This is a genomic window from Brasilonema octagenarum UFV-OR1 (genome assembly GCF_963888615.1).
Classification (GTDB): domain Bacteria; phylum Cyanobacteriota; class Cyanobacteriia; order Cyanobacteriales; family Nostocaceae; genus Brasilonema; species Brasilonema sennae.
Genome location: NZ_CAWPKW010000005.1, coordinates 1 through 20,305, shown reverse-complemented (window position 1 = coordinate 20,305; position 20,305 = coordinate 1). Strand labels below are relative to the sequence as shown.

General features: G+C 41.7%; 17 protein-coding genes and 1 tRNA gene. 11 read left to right on the top strand and 7 right to left on the bottom strand.

The features are described from left to right. Positions 1-115: 115 nt before the first annotated feature. The 3 genes from AC5590_RS00255 to lepA all read right to left on the bottom strand — a co-directional run bounded on the left by AC5590_RS00255 (position 116) and on the right by lepA (position 4,309). Positions 116-574: a GNAT family N-acetyltransferase gene (locus AC5590_RS00255; protein ID WP_169267807.1), complete on the bottom strand. Its 459-nt coding sequence runs from the start codon at positions 572-574 to the stop codon at positions 116-118. A 204-nt stretch (positions 575-778) separates the two neighbouring features. After that, complete coding sequence (gntT, locus tag AC5590_RS00250; RefSeq protein ID WP_169267806.1) at positions 779-2,134, bottom strand: guanitoxin biosynthesis MATE family efflux transporter GntT; 1,356 nt, start codon at positions 2,132-2,134, stop codon at positions 779-781. A gap of 363 nt (positions 2,135-2,497) precedes the next feature. Then, on the bottom strand, positions 2,498-4,309 hold the full coding sequence (gene lepA / locus AC5590_RS00245; RefSeq protein WP_169267805.1) for a translation elongation factor 4: 1,812 nt from the start codon (positions 4,307-4,309) through the stop codon (positions 2,498-2,500). A gap of 582 nt (positions 4,310-4,891) precedes the next feature. On the opposite strand from lepA, the gene AC5590_RS00240 reads away from it, so the two are divergent. From AC5590_RS00240 to rlmN, 7 genes are all read left to right on the top strand, one after another. Further along, entirely contained in the window at positions 4,892-5,128 is a 237-nt protein-coding gene (locus AC5590_RS00240) for a hypothetical protein (protein WP_169267804.1), read from the top strand. Between the two features lie 328 nt (positions 5,129-5,456). Further along, on the top strand, positions 5,457-7,214 hold the full coding sequence (locus AC5590_RS00235; protein WP_169267803.1) for a sensor histidine kinase: 1,758 nt from the start codon (positions 5,457-5,459) through the stop codon (positions 7,212-7,214). Positions 7,215-7,328: 114 nt separating this feature from the next. Next, positions 7,329-7,979 carry a DUF3386 domain-containing protein gene (locus AC5590_RS00230; RefSeq protein ID WP_169267802.1) on the top strand — a complete coding sequence of 217 codons (651 nt, stop codon included), beginning with the start codon at positions 7,329-7,331 and terminating at the stop codon, positions 7,977-7,979. A gap of 262 nt (positions 7,980-8,241) precedes the next feature. Continuing rightward, on the top strand, positions 8,242-9,027 hold the full coding sequence (gene cobM, locus AC5590_RS00225) for a precorrin-4 C(11)-methyltransferase (protein WP_169267801.1): 786 nt from the start codon (positions 8,242-8,244) through the stop codon (positions 9,025-9,027). Positions 9,028-9,078: 51 nt separating this feature from the next. Further along, on the top strand, positions 9,079-9,432 hold the full coding sequence (locus AC5590_RS00220) for a phenylpyruvate tautomerase MIF-related protein (RefSeq protein ID WP_169267800.1): 354 nt from the start codon (positions 9,079-9,081) through the stop codon (positions 9,430-9,432). 43 nt (positions 9,433-9,475) lie between these two features. Next, complete coding sequence (locus AC5590_RS00215) at positions 9,476-9,805, top strand: MGMT family protein (RefSeq protein ID WP_169267809.1); 330 nt, start codon at positions 9,476-9,478, stop codon at positions 9,803-9,805. Between the two features lie 74 nt (positions 9,806-9,879). Beyond that, positions 9,880-10,971, top strand: coding sequence for a dual-specificity RNA methyltransferase RlmN (gene rlmN / locus AC5590_RS00210; RefSeq protein ID WP_169267799.1), 1,092 nt, complete (start codon positions 9,880-9,882; stop codon positions 10,969-10,971). Positions 10,972-11,021: 50 nt separating this feature from the next. Here rlmN and AC5590_RS00205 read toward each other — a convergent pair whose 3' ends face one another. Both AC5590_RS00205 and uvrC read right to left on the bottom strand, forming a co-directional pair. Beyond that, positions 11,022-11,201, bottom strand: a complete 180-nt coding sequence (locus AC5590_RS00205; protein WP_169267798.1) for a replication restart DNA helicase PriA — start codon at positions 11,199-11,201, stop codon at positions 11,022-11,024. Positions 11,202-12,016: 815 nt separating this feature from the next. Beyond that, a complete protein-coding gene (gene uvrC / locus AC5590_RS00200) occupies positions 12,017-13,894 on the bottom strand; it encodes an excinuclease ABC subunit UvrC (protein WP_169267797.1) in 1,878 nt (625 codons plus the stop codon). A 747-nt stretch (positions 13,895-14,641) separates the two neighbouring features. On the opposite strand from uvrC, the gene AC5590_RS00195 reads away from it, so the two are divergent. The 3 genes from AC5590_RS00195 to AC5590_RS00185 all read left to right on the top strand — a co-directional run bounded on the left by AC5590_RS00195 (position 14,642) and on the right by AC5590_RS00185 (position 18,081). After that, positions 14,642-14,839, top strand: a complete 198-nt coding sequence (locus AC5590_RS00195) for a hypothetical protein (RefSeq protein ID WP_169267796.1) — start codon at positions 14,642-14,644, stop codon at positions 14,837-14,839. A gap of 729 nt (positions 14,840-15,568) precedes the next feature. Beyond that, a complete protein-coding gene (locus tag AC5590_RS00190) occupies positions 15,569-17,308 on the top strand; it encodes a DUF1565 domain-containing protein (RefSeq protein WP_169267795.1) in 1,740 nt (579 codons plus the stop codon). Between the two features lie 497 nt (positions 17,309-17,805). After that, complete coding sequence (locus tag AC5590_RS00185; protein ID WP_211178678.1) at positions 17,806-18,081, top strand: efflux RND transporter permease subunit; 276 nt, start codon at positions 17,806-17,808, stop codon at positions 18,079-18,081. Positions 18,082-18,380: 299 nt separating this feature from the next. Here AC5590_RS00185 and AC5590_RS00180 read toward each other — a convergent pair whose 3' ends face one another. Continuing rightward, the gene (locus AC5590_RS00180; protein WP_169267794.1) at positions 18,381-18,653 is read right to left on the bottom strand and encodes a DUF3493 domain-containing protein; all 273 of its coding nucleotides are present in this window, start codon (positions 18,651-18,653) and stop codon (positions 18,381-18,383) included. Positions 18,654-18,676: 23 nt separating this feature from the next. On the opposite strand from AC5590_RS00180, the gene AC5590_RS00175 reads away from it, so the two are divergent. Next, positions 18,677-18,748: transfer RNA gene (locus AC5590_RS00175), tRNA-Thr, on the top strand. A gap of 88 nt (positions 18,749-18,836) precedes the next feature. Here AC5590_RS00175 and AC5590_RS00170 read toward each other — a convergent pair. After that, entirely contained in the window at positions 18,837-19,871 is a 1,035-nt protein-coding gene (locus AC5590_RS00170) for a GGDEF domain-containing response regulator (RefSeq protein ID WP_169267808.1), read from the bottom strand. Positions 19,872-20,305 lie beyond the last annotated feature (434 nt).

Genomic DNA, 20,305 nt, shown 5'->3' with positions numbered 1-20,305 from the left:
GAATGCCCTTTGAAGAGAAGAGTGTATATCGGGAAAATGATGTTTCAGCTAATGTTACATTTGTCTACATACTTGGTAGCCTAGCTTGTGTTTATTATGGCATTAAAGGTATCATTTAGTATGTATTTATCAAAGGCTTCCAGTGATATTGAATATTGGGTTGCCCATTAATTTTATTGACTGACAGCTTACCAGCTTTAAAGCCATGCTTCTCGTAAAATACGCAAGCTCGTATATTCTGTTGTAATGTTTGAAGCATTAATCCTTGTGGACAAATCTCTTTAGCTTTGTTGAGTAGGGCTGAACCAACACCACAATTTTGATATTCGGGATTCACAAAAATCTGTGATAAATACTGTTCTTCTTTTATCACTACGACAAAGCCTACAATGTGATGTTCAACTTCGGCAACCCAAACTTCTCCTCGTACAGCAAGATCATCACAAAAGCGAGATTTCCATGCAGAATATGGCTGTGGATGTTGAATATTGGGAAATGTCTGGTGCCAAGTTCGATACCAAAGCTGAAGAATGTTTTCTAAATCCTTTGAGTCATAAAGTCGAATTCTCACCATGTTCAGTCAAGATTTTGAAAATAAAACCACAGATGTACACACATAAATTATCTGTGATTATTTGCACCGCAGGTGCAACAACAGCAACATGCCGCTTTCTCCTGGTGCTTATTCGATTTTTTTCCTTTGTTGCAAGCTACTAACTGTTTCCATCTGTGACGATAGATGAGCAAAAAAGCAGTTTGAGCGCGATACGCGCGATCGCTATAGCTTGGGCAATTGACTAGCGTTAGTTGAATGACTTTCAAACATCTCTGGTAACTGGACTCCAAGTAGAAGTACTCTTGATGCCATAAACGCTGATGTCGCCAACCACAAAAGATGGTTATTCTCAGCCGACCATGCCCAAAACGCCACTGGTGCAAATCCCAATAAAGCTGCCATTAAGGCGGCGTTACGTAAAGATTGCCCTTTTGTTAATCCTGCAAAATACCCCTCCAAAATCCAAGCAATTGAAAAAAAACTCAAGACGAAGAATAACCAAGGTACATAGTGTTTAATTGGCTCAATCAGTTCAGCGTGATTGGTTAACAACCCAAATACAGTCTCAGGTAACAAAACGCACGCTCCTGAAGTGGTAACTCCCACCAGCAAACTAGTGAACAGCGAAATCTGCAATAGAGGTAGTAACTGATCATCAGCGGATTGACCTTTAAAATTTCCGGTTAAAGTCTCCGTAGTGAATCCTATTCCTTCAATCAAGTACGCGAGCAGAAATACTACCTGTTGGAGCAAGGCATTTTCTGTTAAGACATCTGTTCCGAAAGTGGCACTGAGATTGAAAAAAATTGTCCAAATGGACATATAAACTAAAGATCTAACCAATAGGTCACTATTGAGGAAAAAAGTAGCTTGAAAAGCCGACCATTCCCAAAACTTCTGGACTGCTGTTCGCAATTCTTGCCACTGGATAGAGCGAAACGCCAAGAGCATACCTACCAATAACGTCAAATACTCGCTAATCGCATGAGACAGTCCAGCCCCTGTACTTCCCAAATCCCACCGCATAATCGAGAAATAAGTCAGCACAATATTAGCGGCGTTGCCAACAGCGGTCAACAGCAACACTTTGCCATTTTGTTCCCGTCCCAAAAACCAGCCAATGATTACAAAATTGAGCAAAACTGCAGGTGCTCCCCAAATCCGGGCGTTAAAATAATCCAGTCCGATAGACTCAACTTCTGGAGAGCCGTTCAATAAATGAAACCCTACCGCTCCTATAGGGTACTGCAACACAAAGATGAGAACACCCAGCACTAAAGCTATGAAGCCATTTCGCACTCCTGCTAGTAATATCGCCTCTTGGTCGTCCTGTCCGACGGCTTGAGATGTTACTGCGGTAGTTGAGATCCGTAAAAAGAGCAAGTTCTCGTAGATGTAGTTGAAGAGAACTGTAGCCAAACTAACTCCTGCTAAATGACGGATTTCGGTGAGATGACCTAAGAATGCAATACCGATCAAACCTGCCAAAGGCTCTGTGAGATTGGAAAGAACATTGATAACTGTCAGTCTGTAAAAACGACGGAACAGGTCATGGTTCGCTTTTACATAGTCAAACATATAACAATCCTAAATATTCCTGTAAATTTTCTATGATTTAACTGTTTATAAAAGCGAGTACTAATTATGTTTCTTCGCACAAAGGTCATTCGTGACGGGTGACCGGAGAAATCCGTGTGTCCTCTTCAATCATTGAAAGAATATAGCAGGGAACGCTTAACGCTTAACAGACTTTCAAGTCTCTTGGTGACCATGTTTTCTCATTAGTTCGTGCCCTAATCTACCTGGCGACTGCTATATATTGACAATAAAACCACAAACACACACAAATGTATACCAGATAAATTATCTGTGATTATGTGCGTACATCTGCGTGCATCTGCAGTTCCAAAAACATTGCCATCAACAGGGAAAAAGGTTAGGTTACTGCTGATCCAAACGCAGTACTGCCATAAAAGCTTCCTGCGGAACATCCACCGTACCCACAGATTTCATCCGCTTTTTACCTTTGGCTTGCTTCTGCAAGAGTTTCTTCTTCCGGCTAATGTCACCACCGTAGCATTTAGCAAGCACGTCTTTGCGCAATGCCGGAATATGTTCACTAGCGATAACTTTACTGCCAATCGATGCTTGAATTGGGACTTTGAATTGATGGCGAGGAATCAATTCTTTGAGTTTTTCTGCCATTGAGCGCCCAACGTTGTATGCTTTATCTCTGTGGACAATCATCGCCAAAGAATCCACAGGATCGCCATTAATTAAAATATCGAGCTTGACGAGGGGATTTTCCCGGTAGCCAATCAGGTGATATTCCATGCTGGCATATCCCCGAGAACGCGACTTCATTTGATCAAAGAAGTCTGTAACAACTTCTGCCAAGGGCAACTCGTAAGTGAGTGTAGTACGTCCTTGGGTGAGATACTTCATATCTTTGAAGATACCACGTCGATTTTGCGCCAACTCCATCAAAGTGCCGACGTAACCTTCTGGTGTAATCATATCCACTTGGACGTAGGGTTCTTCGATTTTTTCCCGTTCGTTGGGAGAGGGTAGGTGACTGGGGTTGTCGATGTACACCTCTTCACCCTTGAGAGTGTGCACCTTGTAAACCACAGAAGGAGCTGTAATTATTAAGTCGAGGTTATACTCTCGCTCTAGGCGTTCTTGGACAATTTCCATATGCAACAAGCCTAAGAAGCCACAGCGGAAACCAAAACCCATCGCGCTAGAAGTTTCTGGTTCAAAGTGCAGTGCTGCATCGTTGAGTCTTAGCTTATCCAAAGCTTCGCGTAAGTCTTCAAATTGATCAGCATCAATGGGGAACATTCCACAGAAGACCATTGGATTAGCTTCTGTATAACCAGGTAATGGTTCAGCAGCTTTAGCGTTAGATAGTGTTATTGTATCTCCCACCCGTGCATCAGCCACAGCTTTGATTGCAGCAGCTAAATAACCGACTTCTCCAGCGTGGAGTTCTTCAACCTGCTTTTGGGTGGGAGAAAGCACTCCTAACTCATCAATTTCGTATTCCTTGTCAGAAGCCAACAGATAAACGCGATCGCCCTTCTTCACTGTGCCATCCATCACCCGGAAATAAACTATCACTCCCCGGTAACTGTCGTAATAGCTATCAAAAATCAATGCGCGTAGGCGATCGCTCACCGTATTTCGTGGCGGTGGTATCCGCTCAACAACTGCCTCTAAAATATCACCAACACCAATTCCCTCTTTGGCAGAGGCAAGAATTGCATTACTACAATCTAAACCGATAATTTCTTCAATTTCCCCGATGACTCGGTTTGGTTCTGCTCCTGGTAAGTCGATTTTGTTTAAAACCGGGATAATTTCCAAGTTATGCTCTAAGGCTAAGTAAACATTTGCCAGGGTTTGAGCTTCCACTCCCTGGGAAGCATCCACTACCAACAGCGCACCTTCGCAAGCAGCAAGACTACGAGACACTTCATACGAAAAATCCACATGTCCAGGAGTATCAATTAAGTTCAGCACATACTCCTGACCATCCTTTGCCTTATAGTTCATTCGGGCAGCTTGCAGCTTAATTGTAATGCCGCGCTCCCGTTCCAAATCCATATTGTCGAGAAACTGTTCTTTCATCTCCCGCTGATCTACAGTGCCTGTCACTTGCAGCAAGCGGTCTGCTAGGGTAGATTTTCCGTGATCAATGTGAGCTATAATACAAAAATTCCGAATACGAGCTGCAGGTACATCAGTCATATAGTTCTTTGGTTTATCAGCAACAAAGGATAAAACAGCAATATACTTAACGTATTTTAATGCTTTATTGGCTCAGACGGTGATATGAGAAGATGAGGAGATGGGAACAAAGGAAGCGCTTGGGTTAGATTTGGATTGCAGGGGAGCCAGTACTTGATGAGGATCTCCCTCACGCTTGTTCTGGCGTGAGAACAAATTTTGACTCTTGACCAATAACCAATTACCAAGGATTAAGGACTTAGGACTATTGACTAATGAGTACTGACAAATGAATATTAACTTGTAGACTTTTTAATGAAGATATAAAGGTCTATGCATAGCTTATCGTATTTATCAGTTAGGGGCGTACAATAAACAACAAGAAGTACAAAATACGGACTTCATGAGCAACGGCTACCCGCAATCCCCCCACGTCTCGCGGCGGGGGTGTCCTCTTCCCCCTAAAAAGAGGTGCAAAAGCCGCCCTGCTGCTCAAATTCAAGCCCAACGTCTTCCGGCAGAGGTGCTTGACAGGTGCCCTACTGATGTGAAGAAAGTGACTTTACCAAGCCTTGGAAAAACAAGTTCAGAGTATATCATCCTATGAATATGAAAGAGAAAACTACCGATGCGGAACAAAGACTTGCCGATAAGGTAGAGATTGCTATTCGCCTCGACTCCGACTTGCTAGAACAAATTCAGCATCTCACCAATGATCCAAGCAAAGTCATTGAGGTGGCGATCCGTCAGTGGTTGAAGGGTGAAAGCCCAAGAGACGATGAACTGACGCGTACACCTGTGCGTAAACCTTTACCAGCTCGGGGAGAGTGGAACGATTAAATTCACAAAAAGCTCAAAAATGTAAAAAGTAAGACACATATGGAGGATGAAAAAATGTAAAATTTTGATGCTAGATATTAAGCCGGAGATCAGGCGGCGATTGGACTCGTAACAACAGACGCGGGCATGCGTATGGCAGTGAAATATTAAAGAAACACGATTTATCTAAATTCTTGCTATACAAGGATTTGAAAATGTGTTTTCTGGCACAACAATTCATTAATCGCCGCGAAGCGTGTGCTAAAGCGATCAAAATTTCTTCCCAACTAAGCCAGCGAATCGTAAAGCTTATTTAATGGGTTGGCTTCTATGTTATCCAACTCGGGTCATGAGTATTACTGCTAACTCCCAAAGGTCGAACATATTGTCAGAAAATCTAGAAGATATTACCAGTAACACTAATGGCTCATGGGCAAATTTAGGAGCCGAGTTGGTGTACACGCAAGATAGTACAGGACGCTATCTAAGTTTCTGGTGGCAACACAGCGAATGCCTAGGGTTAAATCCTGTGCAAATTCTTGAAGCTAAAAGCGGGAAAGAATGTGCCTTCACCCCAGTCGAGCAGGCTGTGTATGTGGAAAAATTGCAGCAAATATTGACAACTTTGATACCCCAGAGGTATAAGTGCTGGTTTAGCTACGGTCAGCAGTTGTTTGAGTTGGAGTTGGTGATGAGTCCAATAATGCCCTCATTGGCAAGCACTCCGACAACAGTTTTAGTCATGGGACGACTGCTGCAAACAGCACTCAGCAAAGAAGAAAAAAACTTGACATCTCCAATACCTGTACACTTAGATTCAGCCACACGTTCACGGCGTCACCATAAACTCATAAACCAAATTACCAGAAATATTCGGCGGACATTGGATCTGGATATTATTTGGCAACAAACGGTGGATAGTTTGGGGAAAGCGCTGCAATTGGAACGCTGCATCATTTGTCCCTACCAGTCCTCTAGCACGAAAGTGCAGGTGATAGCAGAGTATCGCCAGCCATCTTTAAGTTCTATGCTTGGCTTGGAAATAGATATAGCTTCTGAGCCGAGCTTTGCTGACGCATTGGCAACTCTACAACCGATTTTGGCAAAAAACCCACAACATCTTGAGTTTGACCAGCAGAAAATGTTAGTGGTTGCGACTTCCCATCAAGACGAACCTAATGGATTGATTGCTATTACTTTAGGCACAAAATACTGTACAGTCAGCCCAGAAGAACTTGAAATAGCAAAAGATGTGGCAGATCAACTAGGAACAGCGATCGCCCACGCAATTTTATACAAAGAACTAGAAAACGCGCGTCAACAAGCCGAACAAGCCACTCGCCGCATCAGAGAATTTCTCGCCAATGTCACCCATGAACTGAGAACACCACTTAACGGTATTATCGGATTTTTGAAGTTGATTTTGGAAGGCATGGCTGATGATCCAGAAGAACAAAGACAATTTCTAGAAGAAGCTCATAAATCATCACTGTATCTGCTTGATATTATCAATGACATCTTAGACATTGCCAGAATTGAAGCAGACAGAATGGAACTGGAATTGCAATCAGTCAAATTAGATGAGTTATTCAGTGATGTAGAAGGTTTTATGCGACCTCAAGCAGAGGGGAGAAATCTTAGCGTTCAAATTAATATGCCTCCTACCTCTGATGAAGTTATCGTCTACGGTGATTACCAACGTCTCAAGCAAGTGATGCTAAATCTGGTTAGTAATGCGATCAAATTCACTCATGAAGGCGGTATCACTGTTACAACCGATGTCGTTCGCAAAAAAGTCACATTTCAAGACCAACAATTTCCTGGTATGGTGAGAGTGCGGGTGGCAGACACTGGTATTGGTGTCTCTCTTGACAAACAGGAGAAACTGTTTCAATTATTTAGTCAGGTAGATAGTTCTCGTACTCGCCAGTACGGTGGTACAGGTTTGGGGCTAGCAATATCCCAAAAGCTCGTAGAGGCGATGGGAGGTCAGGTTAATTTTTATAGTTTGGGCGAAGGGTTAGGATCAACAGTAACATTCACTGTTCCGCTTTATCAACAACCAGTTATGGTTTTGTCCCCAGATAGTGATTCCCAAGAGTTGTAGGAAACGCTTAACAGTGAACAGTGAACAGTGATAACTGGTAACTGATGACTGATAACTGATTTTACTGTGCTCAGTGAATTAAACTGGAGGAGTAGGTGAAGTCAAAATGGTTTTATGACACATCCAACAACAGCCCGTCAGATATTCCAAACCGCTTACGAAAGTCGTTACACTTGGGATGAAAACTTTCCTGGCTACAGTGCAGATGTGCAACTCGTTCAACCAGATGAAGTTCACACAGGTAAGATTCGGATCAACCGGGATTTAAGCGTAGAAGTTACGGGTGTTGCAGATGAGCAAGTACAAGAAGGGATTTCTACCCAATTGCGAGATACAGTCACCCATCGTAAACGTACAAGTTTTGAGCAGTCTCATGGAAAGCACGAGTTTTGCCTGGGTGAACAAGACTCCGATGGTGCAATAGAAATTTTGGTAAATGGCGACTCTATGGGTTCAAATTATAAAGTCCGGGGCAATGAGATTTGTCAGGTTAGTCGCATCCTGGGTCGTATGGCTTTTATTATTAATACTCACGAAAATTTCGATACAGGTTCTGGTTACCTTGGAACTCGCTATGATGCGGTTTTTCGTAACTTGAAAACAAATGAAATCACCAGCATTCTCAAATTTGAAGATTCTTATGAGAAGATAGACGATTACTATGTGATGACTAAGCAGGTTGTGCAAGAGGATAAAGATGGCGCTAGCACAACAACTGAGTTTGCTTATTTCAATATTAAGCTACTAGAAGCAGCGATTGTTTAGCTAGCTCATACCCGAAAAGCTTTAACAGTTATCAGTTATCAGTTACCAGTTATCAGGGGGGTCAAGAAATCGCTTCCTCTGTTCACTGTTCACTGAATAAAAAATGCCCCAGAGAATTCTCTAGGGCTTAACCAGGGTGCATCTACCAATACACTCTACTAGAAGGAGGGGTTCTATCCGGAAAGATACTGAGGAAATGCCAAAATTTTTTTTGGATGAGTTGCTGTATGTTGCGATATGCACGAATCTACTAACGAAGTGAATGACAAAAAGTAATTATATATCTCTAGAATCTGGTGTGTACATCGTCGGTGCAGGTCCTGGAGACCCAGAGTTATTGACTGTTAAGGCGCAAAAACTCCTAAAACTTGCCGATGTTGTTTTATTTGCTGATTCTTTAGTACCTCAAGAGATTTTAGAGCTTTGCCGCGAGGATGCAGAAATTATTCCCTCTGTGAACAAGACTTTGGAAGAAATTTTGCCAATTATGATCGAACGAGTGCGATCGCACAAATCTGTCGTCCGTCTCCATTCTGGCGATCCGAGTCTCTACAGCGCCATCCACGAACAAATGTATCTTTTGGCAGAAGCGGAAATTCCTTTTGAAGTGATACCAGGTATTAGTGCTTTTCAAGCAGCAGCTGCGAAACTCAAAGTAGAACTCACTGTTCCCGGTTTAGTCCAAACAATCATCCTCACGCGCATCAGCGGACGTACAAAAGTTCCCGAAACAGAAGAATTAACCACTCTCGCAGCCCATCAAGCTAGTTTATGTTTATATCTGAGTGCACGTCACGTTGAAGCAGCTCAAGCTAAACTACTCCAACACTACTCACCTGAAACACAAGTAGCTATTTGCTATCGCTTAGGATGGTCTGATGAAAAAATAGTGGTTGTTCCTCTCCATAAAATGGCAGAGTGTACTCACACAGAAAAGCTAATTCGCACCACACTTTACGTAATCAGCCCTGCACTTTCCCAAGCATCAGCACGCTCTCGTTTATATCATCCCGAACATAGTCACTTGTTTCGCTCATATCACAGTTGAAGACTGTGCTATTCGGTAAACTGAACAATGGGAAACTAACAAGAAAATGCCATGCCTTTAATTAAAGTCCAAACTTCTGTATCTGCTCCTCTTGGAGAAGAAGTTGAAGCATTGCTCAAAAGCCTATCAGCTAAGTTAGCTAAGCATACCGGAAAACCAGAAAGCTACATTATGACAGCTTTTGAAGCAGCAGTTCCCATGACATTTGCTGGCACGACTGACCCAGTATGCTACATCGAGGTTAAAAGTGTCGGTACAATGAAGCCAGACCAGACCGAAGTGATGAGCCAAGACTTTTGCCAGGAGATTAACAAGGCGCTAAAAGTGCCTCAAAATCGTATATATATAGAGTTCGCTGACGCCAAGGGTGCGATGTGGGGCTGGAATGGCACAACTTTTGGTTAGTTCTTTTGTACAAATGCCTTAGAGTTGTATTGAATCAGTGCCAGTGTCTACTTACAATGTCATCTATCAAATAGTGCGTCAGATTCCCAAGGGAAGAGTCGCAACCTATGGACAGGTGGCGGATTTAGCAAATCTATATGGTAAAGCGCGTCTGGTAGGTTATGCTCTCTACCGTCTAGATATAAGCTTATCCGATGTCCCGTGGCATCGAGTTATTAATGCTAAAGGCGAGATATCTCAATCTCCTTCGCGATATGGAGGAGATAATTTGCAGCGATCGCTCCTGGAGCAAGAAGGGATAAAATTTAACACAGAAGGAAAAATGAACTTGCGAGAGTATCTGTGGCAACCCTCCTTAAATGTAGATGACTGACCAGAAGTGATAAACTCAAACAACAAGAGTAGCAATCGCCTACCATAGAGATTCAAAGCCAATTCCTAACTACCATGTCTGTTAAATCTGTCCCTGTACTCCCCTCCCCGAAAACTAGTGTTGTTCAACAAGCAAACATTTCTATTCCACCGCTTGTGGGAGCAAGTCTAGAAGAGTTAACGGGTTGGGTACAGCAACAGGGACAACCGGCTTATAGAGGAAAGCAACTGCACGAGTGGATTTATCAAAAGGGAGTGCGATCGCTCTCGGATATCTCTGTCTTTTCTAAACAATGGCGTGCTGAAGTTGCAGAAATTCCCATCGGGCGCTCAAATATACAGTACCGCTCTGTTGCTCCTGATGGTACTGTCAAATATCTTTTGCAACTTAGTGATGATCAAATTATTGAATGTGTGGGTATTCCCGCAGAAAAGCGCTTAACAGTTTGCGTTTCAACTCAAGTGGGTTGTCCGATGGCGTGCGATTTTTGCGCTACTGGTAAACAAGGTTATAAGCGCAATCTTGCACGTCATGAAATTGTTGATCAGGTGTTGACGGTTCAAGAAGATTTTCAACAACGAGTCAGCCATGTGGTATTTATGGGCATGGGTGAACCATTGTTAAATACAGACCATGTTATAGGGGCTGTCAAATCTTTAAATCAAGATGTGGGTATTGGACAGCGTAACTTGACTGTCTCTAGTGTTGGAATACGCGATCGCATTCGCCAGCTTGCTCAACACCAGTTACAAGTCACTCTTGCTGTCAGTCTCCATGCCCCCAACCAAGCACTCCGGGAACAACTCATTCCCAGCGCCCGTTCCTATCCTATAGAAGATTTGCTTGCTGAATGTCGGGAGTATGTGAAAATCACTGGACGCCGTGTCAGTTTTGAATACGTTCTTCTTGCTGGTGTGAACGATTTGCCAGAACACGCCTTGGAATTAGCACGACACCTGCGAGGATTCCAGAGTCATGTGAATTTGATTCCATACAATCCCATCACAGAAGCAGACTACAAACGCCCTAACGAAAATCGAATTCAAGCTTTTGTCAAAGTCCTCAAGCAGCAACAAATTGCGGTTAGTGTTCGCTACTCCCGTGGTTTAGAAGCTGATGCTGCTTGTGGACAATTGAGAACAAATGAGAACAAAAAAGAGTCCTGAATCGTGAGTCATTTCCTCTCACAAATCAGGACTCAGTATTGAGTATTTAACTAACGCGGTGCAAGAATACCCGGAGCGTAAGCTTCAATCACTTTGTTAGTACGTGTACAAGTGATCATTAAGTAGTCACAGGTTGCACATTGTGTCCGAGTCAGTTGACTATCTAATAAATAATGTCTTTCACCTTCGCTACCACAATTTGGGCAGCGAACATTTTGTACTATCTGCATTTTAAAATCCTTAACTTTCATGTTCTTTTGAAAAAACGCAAATGAAACGTGTAAATCTTCTCGATTTACAAAATTCAACAAACCATAATTTATATCGCTTACATTAACATAAAATGAACTGTTCTTTTTTATTTGTCTTTATTTAATTATGTTCATCTTAAAGGTCTATGTTATCCAACTCTGGATATATAAATCATTTATCTTTTTTGATTCTAATTATAAATCTCGTGATCCCAACCATTAAGACGTTGAGACTTCGTTTTTTGTAGTTAGATCAACTTTTTCTTTTTTACTATGAGATACAGAACTTTTTGGGAAGTTAAATTTACAGTAAACAGTTAAAAACTCCAAAATTATTCCAGAATATCAATCTTTACCCACTTTTTGTCACGCTCAAGCTCTCATACGGTCTTATATCGCAAGCAAACGCTGTGTAGAGTATCCACAATTTCCTTGGAGGCTAAACCTCAATAGTTAAAATCTAGAAGCTAATGACTGTAATCTGTAAATAGGCATATCTAAAAAGCACTCATTAAAAACTCACTCTACCTTTAGGATTAGTAACACTATGTAACTTTTTAGCTTTTCTTTATTTTTGTTTACTATTGATAATGATATGAACTCGTGAGCAAAAAATTTTATAAAAAATTCCAGTTATGGAGATTAACCGGATTGCCTATGTTTGCTAACGTAGTTCTTAGTAATGGGTAATGGGTAATAGGTAATGGGTAATGGGTAATGGATAATGGGTTTTTTCCAATTATCCATTACCCAACACTTTTTTGTTAATAAAACAGTATTAGGTGATACGAACTTCAAGAAGGATGGAAATAATCGAAAATTTCTTGAGCCAAACGAGGACCAATACCGGGTACTTCGGCAATCTGTGCAGGTGTTGCTTGTCGAATATAATCAACAGAGCGAAAATGTCCTAAGAGCAACTTTTGTCGATGGTGTCCCAAACCAGAGATTTCATCTAAACGCGATCGCTTCAATTTATCACTGCGCTGTTGTCTATGAAAACTCACGGCGAATCGATGCGCTTCATCTCGTAAACGCCGCAAAAGTTGTACTCCGGGTTGTTCTGACTCAGTTTCCAGTGGTTCGGACTCTCCTGGTAAAAAGATTTCTTCTCGCCGTTTCGCCAAACTAATAACTCGCAAATCTTCCAATAAATTCATTTCTTGCAAGACTGCAACAACAGATGACAATTGACCTTTACCACCATCTATCATGATAAGGTCAGGCCAATCAGGATTTCCCGCTCGCTGTAGTTGCGGATCTTCAATATACTTACGAAAGCGACGCTGGATGACTTCAGCAAGACTAGCAAAATCGTCTGAATGTCCTATTGTAACTGTAGGATTTTTGATTTTGTAATGGCGATAGTGCTGCTTACCGGGTAAACCGTCAATAAACACGACTTGGGAAGCAACGGCGTTTGAACCTTGGATATGGGAAATGTCGTAACCTTCGATGCGGTGAGGTAACTCGGGTAAATCGAGGATGGTGGCTAAATCGTGCATCGCTTGTTGGTTGCGATCGCTTAATTTTTGTGTTCGTTGCAACTCATATTGAGCATTTCGCTCCACCATATCAATCAATTCTGCCTTGACTTGTCGCTGTGGATTAAAAATCGTGACTTTTCTTCCCTTGCGCTTAGTTAAGACATCCGCTAATATTTCCCCATCAGGTAATTCATGTTGTACTAAAATTTCTGTGGGAATCTCCACCGAGTCAGCAGTTTGATAATGCTCTTCCAACACTCTTTGTAAGATAGCACCTGGTTCCGCGTGAGCATCCGCGACAAATGCTAAACGTCCTACCAATTGCCCAGCACGAATCTGGAATAATTGAATGCAGGCGAGTTGTTCGTCACTAAAAAGCGCAATCGCATCACGGGAAACTGTATCATCTGGTAAAGATACTTTTTGATCAGCAGTAAGTGACTTTAACCCAGCAATTTGATCACGAATCCTTGCTGCTGACTCAAAGTTTTCAGCCTCGGCTGCTTTTTGCATTTGCTCGGTTAAGGTATCGATGAGTTCTTGACTTCGACCTTGGAAAACCATCGCCACTTTTTGCACAGTTTTGCGGTATTCTTCTGGTGAAACCAGCAACTGACATACACCCGGACAGCGTCCTAAATCGTAATTCAAGCAAGGACGATCTTTGAACAATGGCTGAGGACGTTGTCGCAAAGGAAAGATACGCTTACACAAGCGCAATATCTCCCGTAATAGGTGAGAATCGGTATAAGGACCGTAGAATTTATCTTTTTCTTTCCCTATTTGGCGTTTGCGAGTGATAAAAATACGTGGATAATCTTCTGACCATGTTATGCAAACGTAAGGATATTTTTTATCATCCTTGAGTAATACGTTGAAATAGGGAAGGTGCTGCTTGATCAGGTTGGCTTCTAAGGCCAAAGCTTCAGTTTCGGTATCGGTGACAATAAATTCAATTTCTGTCACCTGCTTAACCATTGTAGCGATGCGTTCGCTTAGTCTTTGTGAATCTCGAAAATAAGAACGAACACGCGATCGCAACTTCCGCGATTTGCCTATGTAGATGATGCGATCGCTTCCATCTCGCATCAAATAAACTCCAGGTTCTGGCGGAATTTCTTGTAGTCGGAGTTCTAGGCGTTCAGGTTCTCTGACGAGTGGTACTATTTGAGCAGATGTTGTCACAACCAGTGTTTGGTCATTCTACGAATTTACCTATCTCTATTTTAAGTAAAATTACTGTTTGTTTTCTAAATTTAAGATTGAATAAACAAGATTTACGACTTCTGGTGAAAAGTCGGGGATCGGAATCTAAGTTAGTTTTTACCGAAAAAAGAACTCAGAACTCAGAACTCAGAATATTAAACGCGCTTTTTTAGTATGATTAAGAGTTCTGGTCTTGAGTATTGGTATAAAGCCCTTTCATTGTCCCCTAAACATCTGGCAGCCTTGTATTTGTTGACCTGTCAGCATTTACGAGTACTCGTTGTTTGAAGGCTGCCAGATTTTTTCGTGTTAGACCCAAACGCCCGGATAAATCCTTTGGAGACCAAGAAAGTTTTTCCCTTTCTTAAATCCCCCGGATTCCATCCGTGGGGATATTCTGATTACTGCGTTCTGTGTTCTTCTTAAAATACTTTATCATCAAAATCAGGGTTACACAGAATTGGTATTAACCCAAAGACTGACTTGCGCGGCTATCATCAAGATAACTAGGTTTCGTCTTTGCCATAGCCGCTTGAATTTTTTCTATAATCTTTTGGGCTATTTCCGTGAGTATAACTCAATTTTTTCGTGTCGAATAACACAGAATTTGCTGCAAGATAGATATTACCCTGAGAAAGAATTAGTAAAATGTAATAGTTACAAGAGCTACAGCTTCATTAAACTTAGCTCTAAAGATTCATATTTGAAACTAAGGAACAAGGAACTATGGCTGGAATGAAAACTTCTAAGGATTACGAATTTAGTGCTAATGCTGAAATTTGGAATAACTTAAAGTCCGCGATCGCAGCAAGTTCTGGTTTCAAGCGCTGGCTACTAGAACGCGATACTCAATTTCAGAAGCTACGCCTTGAGGAACAAGTACAAGGTTATTTGCGCGAAACCTTAGAAACATTAGCTTACTAATGAGTGCGGACGCGTCAATAAACATACCTAAAATAACGCGGGAGGCAGATAGCCCCGAAGCAGAGTTTCAATAAATAAAATGAATTGAAACTCTGCGTTATTTATATCGGGATGGAATACCCACACGACTGATTTTTCAGTCGTGTGCCAGTTGATTAACTGTCATTTGTGCCGACAGTCACGCAAGTGCCGTCAACTGGCGAAGCAGTAAGTGTCAAAATTAATACTTTCCTTTGAAGGCAGTTTCCAAGGCTCGTAAAACCCAACTGGTTCGACTCTGTAAGGGTGGACAGTTCTGAACTGTCGGGAAATCCACTTCCCTTGCACTGAGTGACTTTTGACAAAGTAAGAACGCTAGTAGTTATTAGTCATAAATCATGAATTGCATCTTTGTTTTACAATACATTACTTAACCTCAAAAATCAGGTTTCTTGAAGAAATCTGATTTCTTTTTGATCTGTGTACGGATGAATGGTATTAAGTGTAGAAGAAAGAATTTAGGATAAGAGTTGCTTGGTGTAGGGAAGTATGAAATACCCCTACACCGCAAAATTCGCGTCGATGTGCAAACTATATGTAAAAGAATGTAAAAATTTCTGTTTTTCACGCAGGAACCCAGATGTCAATATACAGGTCTTCAGCTATAGTTTGCATGAGTTTTACAGCAACGCCTGCTGTTAGAGACACCATTATCAACTAACACTATTTCCGCAGATCATTAATAATAAAATGGCACCTCAGGGATTTGATTCTCCGCAAAGGCAAAATTTTCGCATTCTAACTGGTAAATCCCTTGCATTTACCTTGTCTTTTCCAGCAAGACTAACCGCTTTATTAGTCGTTTCGGGTGGGTTCATAATACCAGTATCTGAGGTCAACGCTGGTGCGATCGACACTAAAGGTATCGCCTCAACGGTTACGGCGCAAGCTCCTTCAGTGCAAGATCCTTCAGTGCAAACTCCTCCAGTGCAAGCCCCAACTACAGCAAGTGTTATTTACGTCAATCCACAAACTGGTACAGACAGCGCTAGTGCTAGTAACTCGGAAGCTGCTCCATATAAAACCATTACCTACGCTCTTAATCAAGCCCAGCCAGGTACAGTTATTCAACTTGCTCCTGGTACTTATAACCAAGAAAATGGAGAAACTTTTCCACTTTTAATCAAACAAGGCGTGACGTTGCGCGGTGATGAATCGACAAAAGGTCAGGGAGTATTAATTACAGGTAGTGGCGTTTATATTAGTCCTACTTTTGCCCGTCAGAATATGACGATTCGTGCTGATAAAGATAGCACGATCACAGGAGTAACAGTCACCAACCCACAACAACGTGGTACTGGTATATGGGTGGAATCGACTAATCCTATAATCACAAATAGTACGTTTACTAATAGTGTACGAGATGGTGTTTTTGTTACAGGTCAAGGTAATCCAAAAATAGAAAATAATGTCTTTGTTCAAAACAAAGGCAATGGGATTTCAGTTGCTAAGTCGGCGACTGGAGAGATTCGGAATAATTTATTTCAGGACACAGGTTTTGGTTTAGCGATCGGTGGTACTTCCACACCCTTAGTAGAAGGAAACCAGATTATTGGAAACCAAGATGGTCTGTTTATTTCCGAATCAGCGAAACCAGTACTCCGTAAAAATGTCATTCAAAAGAATAAACGCGATGGCATAATCGTGATCATGAATGCTTCACCTGACCTTGGCACCGCTGAAAGTCCTGGCGGTAACTTGATCCGCAGTAATACTGCCCATGACGTGAACAACAGCAAGGGTAAGAATACTATTGTGGCGGTCGGCAATGATATTGACCCCAAGCGCATTCTTGGTCAAGTGGAATTTGTCGCCGCCAAGGTTGAACCATCAGCAGGTGGCGCAGTTGCGTTTAAGGATTTGCCAGCTAATTATTGGGCAAAAAGCTACATCGAAGCTCTAGCCTCTAAGAATATTATTGCTGGATTTCCCGATGGCACTTTTAAACCTGATGAACCTGTCACCCGTGCTCAATTTGCCGCCATTGTGACCAAAGCCTTTGCACCCACAGCTAAGCGCCAAGTCACAAATTTCAGCGACGTCGCCAGTAATTTCTGGGGTTTCCAAGTCATTCAATCTGCGTATCAAGGTGGCTTTGTTTCTGGGTATCCTGATCGTACCTTTAAACCACAGCAACAAATTCCGCGAGTGCAGGTACTAGTCTCCTTAGCAAGCGGTATGAACTTATCTGTGAATAATCAGAATGTTCTCTCCATATATAACGATGCTTCCCAGATTCCCAACTATGCCACCAATTCAGTAGCCGCAGCCACTGCACAGCAACTGGTGATAAATTACCCGACAGTTAAGGAGTTAAATCCCAATCGTCAAGCTACCAGGGCAGAAGTTGCTGCCTTTGTTTACCAAGCACTAGTTAATAAAGGAAGCGCTAAAGCAATTCCTTCTCCGTATTTGGTAAGAACTCCATAAGTTGAAAGTTAAAAGCGCCATGACTGACAAGTTGTTCGTCTGGCGCTTTACATATTGTTATTTGAGCTAACATTCGGGTCTTTAAATCTACATGACCCCTTTTTAAAAAACATTTGAAATGTATATTCAGGGTCTTTATATAAGCTGACCCCGTTTGAACTATACTTAGTCTCTCAGTAAATTCGCCCCGTTTGATATTTTCTAATAATTTTTTTATTTTTTATGGTTTTGTATTTCGCAAAGTGAAGAAAGATTAATTTAATTTAATTAAAATTTTGATACTCGTATATAAAAATACAAAAAAATATAGAGCAAAAGTGAAAACACAAATTTTTAGAAAACAATACACTTCATCCTTCAATTAACCAGAATTTTTGTTGTTCGCCAAGGTCAAAAGGGGACGCTATCAAATCTGTAACGCCTAAAATATTCCCAAAAAAATAGCAAGAATGTGAGAAGAACCACAAGAATAGACAAGACAACAGAGTAGCAGCAGTATGAAATTGCTCTACGAGCAAGTTGTTGGTTTACCTACTCCTGCAGAAGCAGAAGACATTGTGGTGCAAAAAGACTATGATGGTACGCTTATGCGGTTAAAAGATGTTGGTCGAGCGGTAGTTGGGGCGCAATATTATAGTGCGACAACGTTATTTGACGATTCACCAGCAGTCATTTTGTTAGCTTATCAACTCCCAGGTACAAATGCTTGGAATACGACAAAAGCAATCAAAGAGAAAAGGGCGGAGTTACAACCCAATTTTCCGCCAGGATAAAAGGTAGCGATCGGCTTGGACAATACTTTGTTCGTAGCAGCTTCTCTCGATGAAGCCTTCAAAGCACCAAAGTTGAATCTCAGCTTCTATTCTGGATAGCTGGTTTTAAGCTGTTTGACCTCTTTATGAGCTTACTTTTCTAAAGGTATGAGACGCTATCGCAAAAGCTTGTAATTCACTTCAAAAAAGGAAAATAGGAGATTTTGTGATAAAAAAATTCCCAATTGATTATGAAAAATAATCAATCACCAACAAAGATAAGCTTCAAACACGATTCAGAAGTCAACTGTAATTAATTGCTATTTGGGGCGTTGTTGTCTACGCTGCTCCCAACGCCAAAGAAAAACCATTAAAGCAACGACTCCAATTTGAAGTGCTAAATTCGGCAACGCGCTCTCAACATCACGTCCTGCAAGTACCTTAGAAAGAAAGATGACTATACCAATAAAACCAGAAGCACCACAAGTAATGTAGATAAATTGCCGTAAGCCCCGATAGGGGGCTGTGGCTTCTGCCTTGAGACGGGCGTATTGTTCTGAATTAATACGAGTTTTGTTATTTTGTTGCGTCATAAGCTATAATAATCCGGAGGTATGCCGATGTGGCTCAGTGGTAGAGCAGCTGATTCGTAATCAGCAGGCCACGGGTTCAAATCCCGTCATCGGCTTTTTTAGTAAGAAACTTGCAAAATTTTAGTTAAATTAATTGTTATCTTAACCACAGTTTGACTATTTCTATTGTAAAGCTAAAACCACTCAACAGTTCAATTGCTTGAGTATAATGCGATTGCGTCCTTCTGCTTTTGCTTGGTAAAGCGCCTTATCTGCTGCAACAACTAAAGTTTTTGAAGAAGCTTCAAAACTGGGGAGTGTCGTCGCTACCCCTAAGCTCAAGGTGAGGTAATGGCTAACCTCAGATTCTGAGTGATCCATTTGTAATTCCCTGACTCCAGCTTGTATGCTAGCTGCAACGTGAACAGCACCAGCAGCATGAGTGTTAGGCATAATCACTGCAAATTCTTCACCACCATAACGCGCTACTAAATCCTCATTTCTCTGAGCCAAACGGTTCAAGACAGCAGCTACCTTTTGCAAACAGACATCTCCAGCAGGGTGACCATATTTATCGTTGTAAAGTTTAAAATAGTCGATATCGCATAAAATCAGTGATAAAGGCAGTTGCTCCTGTGCTAAGTTCAACCACTTAATATTTAAATAGTGGTCAAAGCGGCGACGATTAGCCACTCCAGTTAATCCATCTATGTTGGCAAGTTCGTGCAAAGCATGGGTAGCAGCCTCAAACTGTTTGTATAGTTGGGCTTGTTGGAGTAGTCTTCGTACGCGCTGACGCAAAACAGCCCAGTGAATAGGCTTGGTGACATAGTCGGTTGCTCCTGCTTCAAAGGCGCGATCCACTGACTCAGGATCGTCCAAGCCAGTAATCATTAATATGGGAGTACTATTCCAAAGTAGTGAAATCGCACTGGTGTTCAATGAAGATTCTATCACTGGATTAGCAAGTGTTGAGTTACCAAAATTGCTGGATATTTTGCTCAGTTGCTTACAGCATGTAAAGCCGTCCATAATAGGCATAACAGCATCTAGTAAAACTAAATCAGGTTTGACAGATGCGTATACATCTAGACACTGTTTACCATCACTAACCTCGACTACTCGATAGCCTTCGTTTTCCATAGCATCACGCAACAGCATTCGCGTTGACTTGTCATCATCAGCCACGAGAATCACAGGAGTTTCTTTGGTGATGAACAATGGGCTTATGCCTGACATGAGTTGCATTCCATAGGAGCCAAAAATACTAAACAACATATAGATCACCGTGTGAAATCATTAAGCAATTATCCAACACCGTGACTTATACAAGTAAGTCAACATTGAAAAACATAAAATGCAGTCTTTGCGATTACACCAGTCCCAAAAGGATAGGCTACACATGAACGTTGAAGACGTACTATAAACATGCCCAAAGGTGTGATGAATCATTTCCCACGCTTGTTTAGATTTGACAAAAATGCAATAAAAAATCTGGATTTGGTGCGTTAGCAAAGATGGCGATGCATTGAAGACCTCTGTTGCTTCGCGCTCACGCCGAAGTTCTCCGGCTTATCGCCCTAGTTGGATTTTGAAGAGGGTTTTCCCATAAGTTAACCTAGAACACCGATTCAGTATTCATAATTGTGACTAAAAAACCCGGTTTTTTCTTG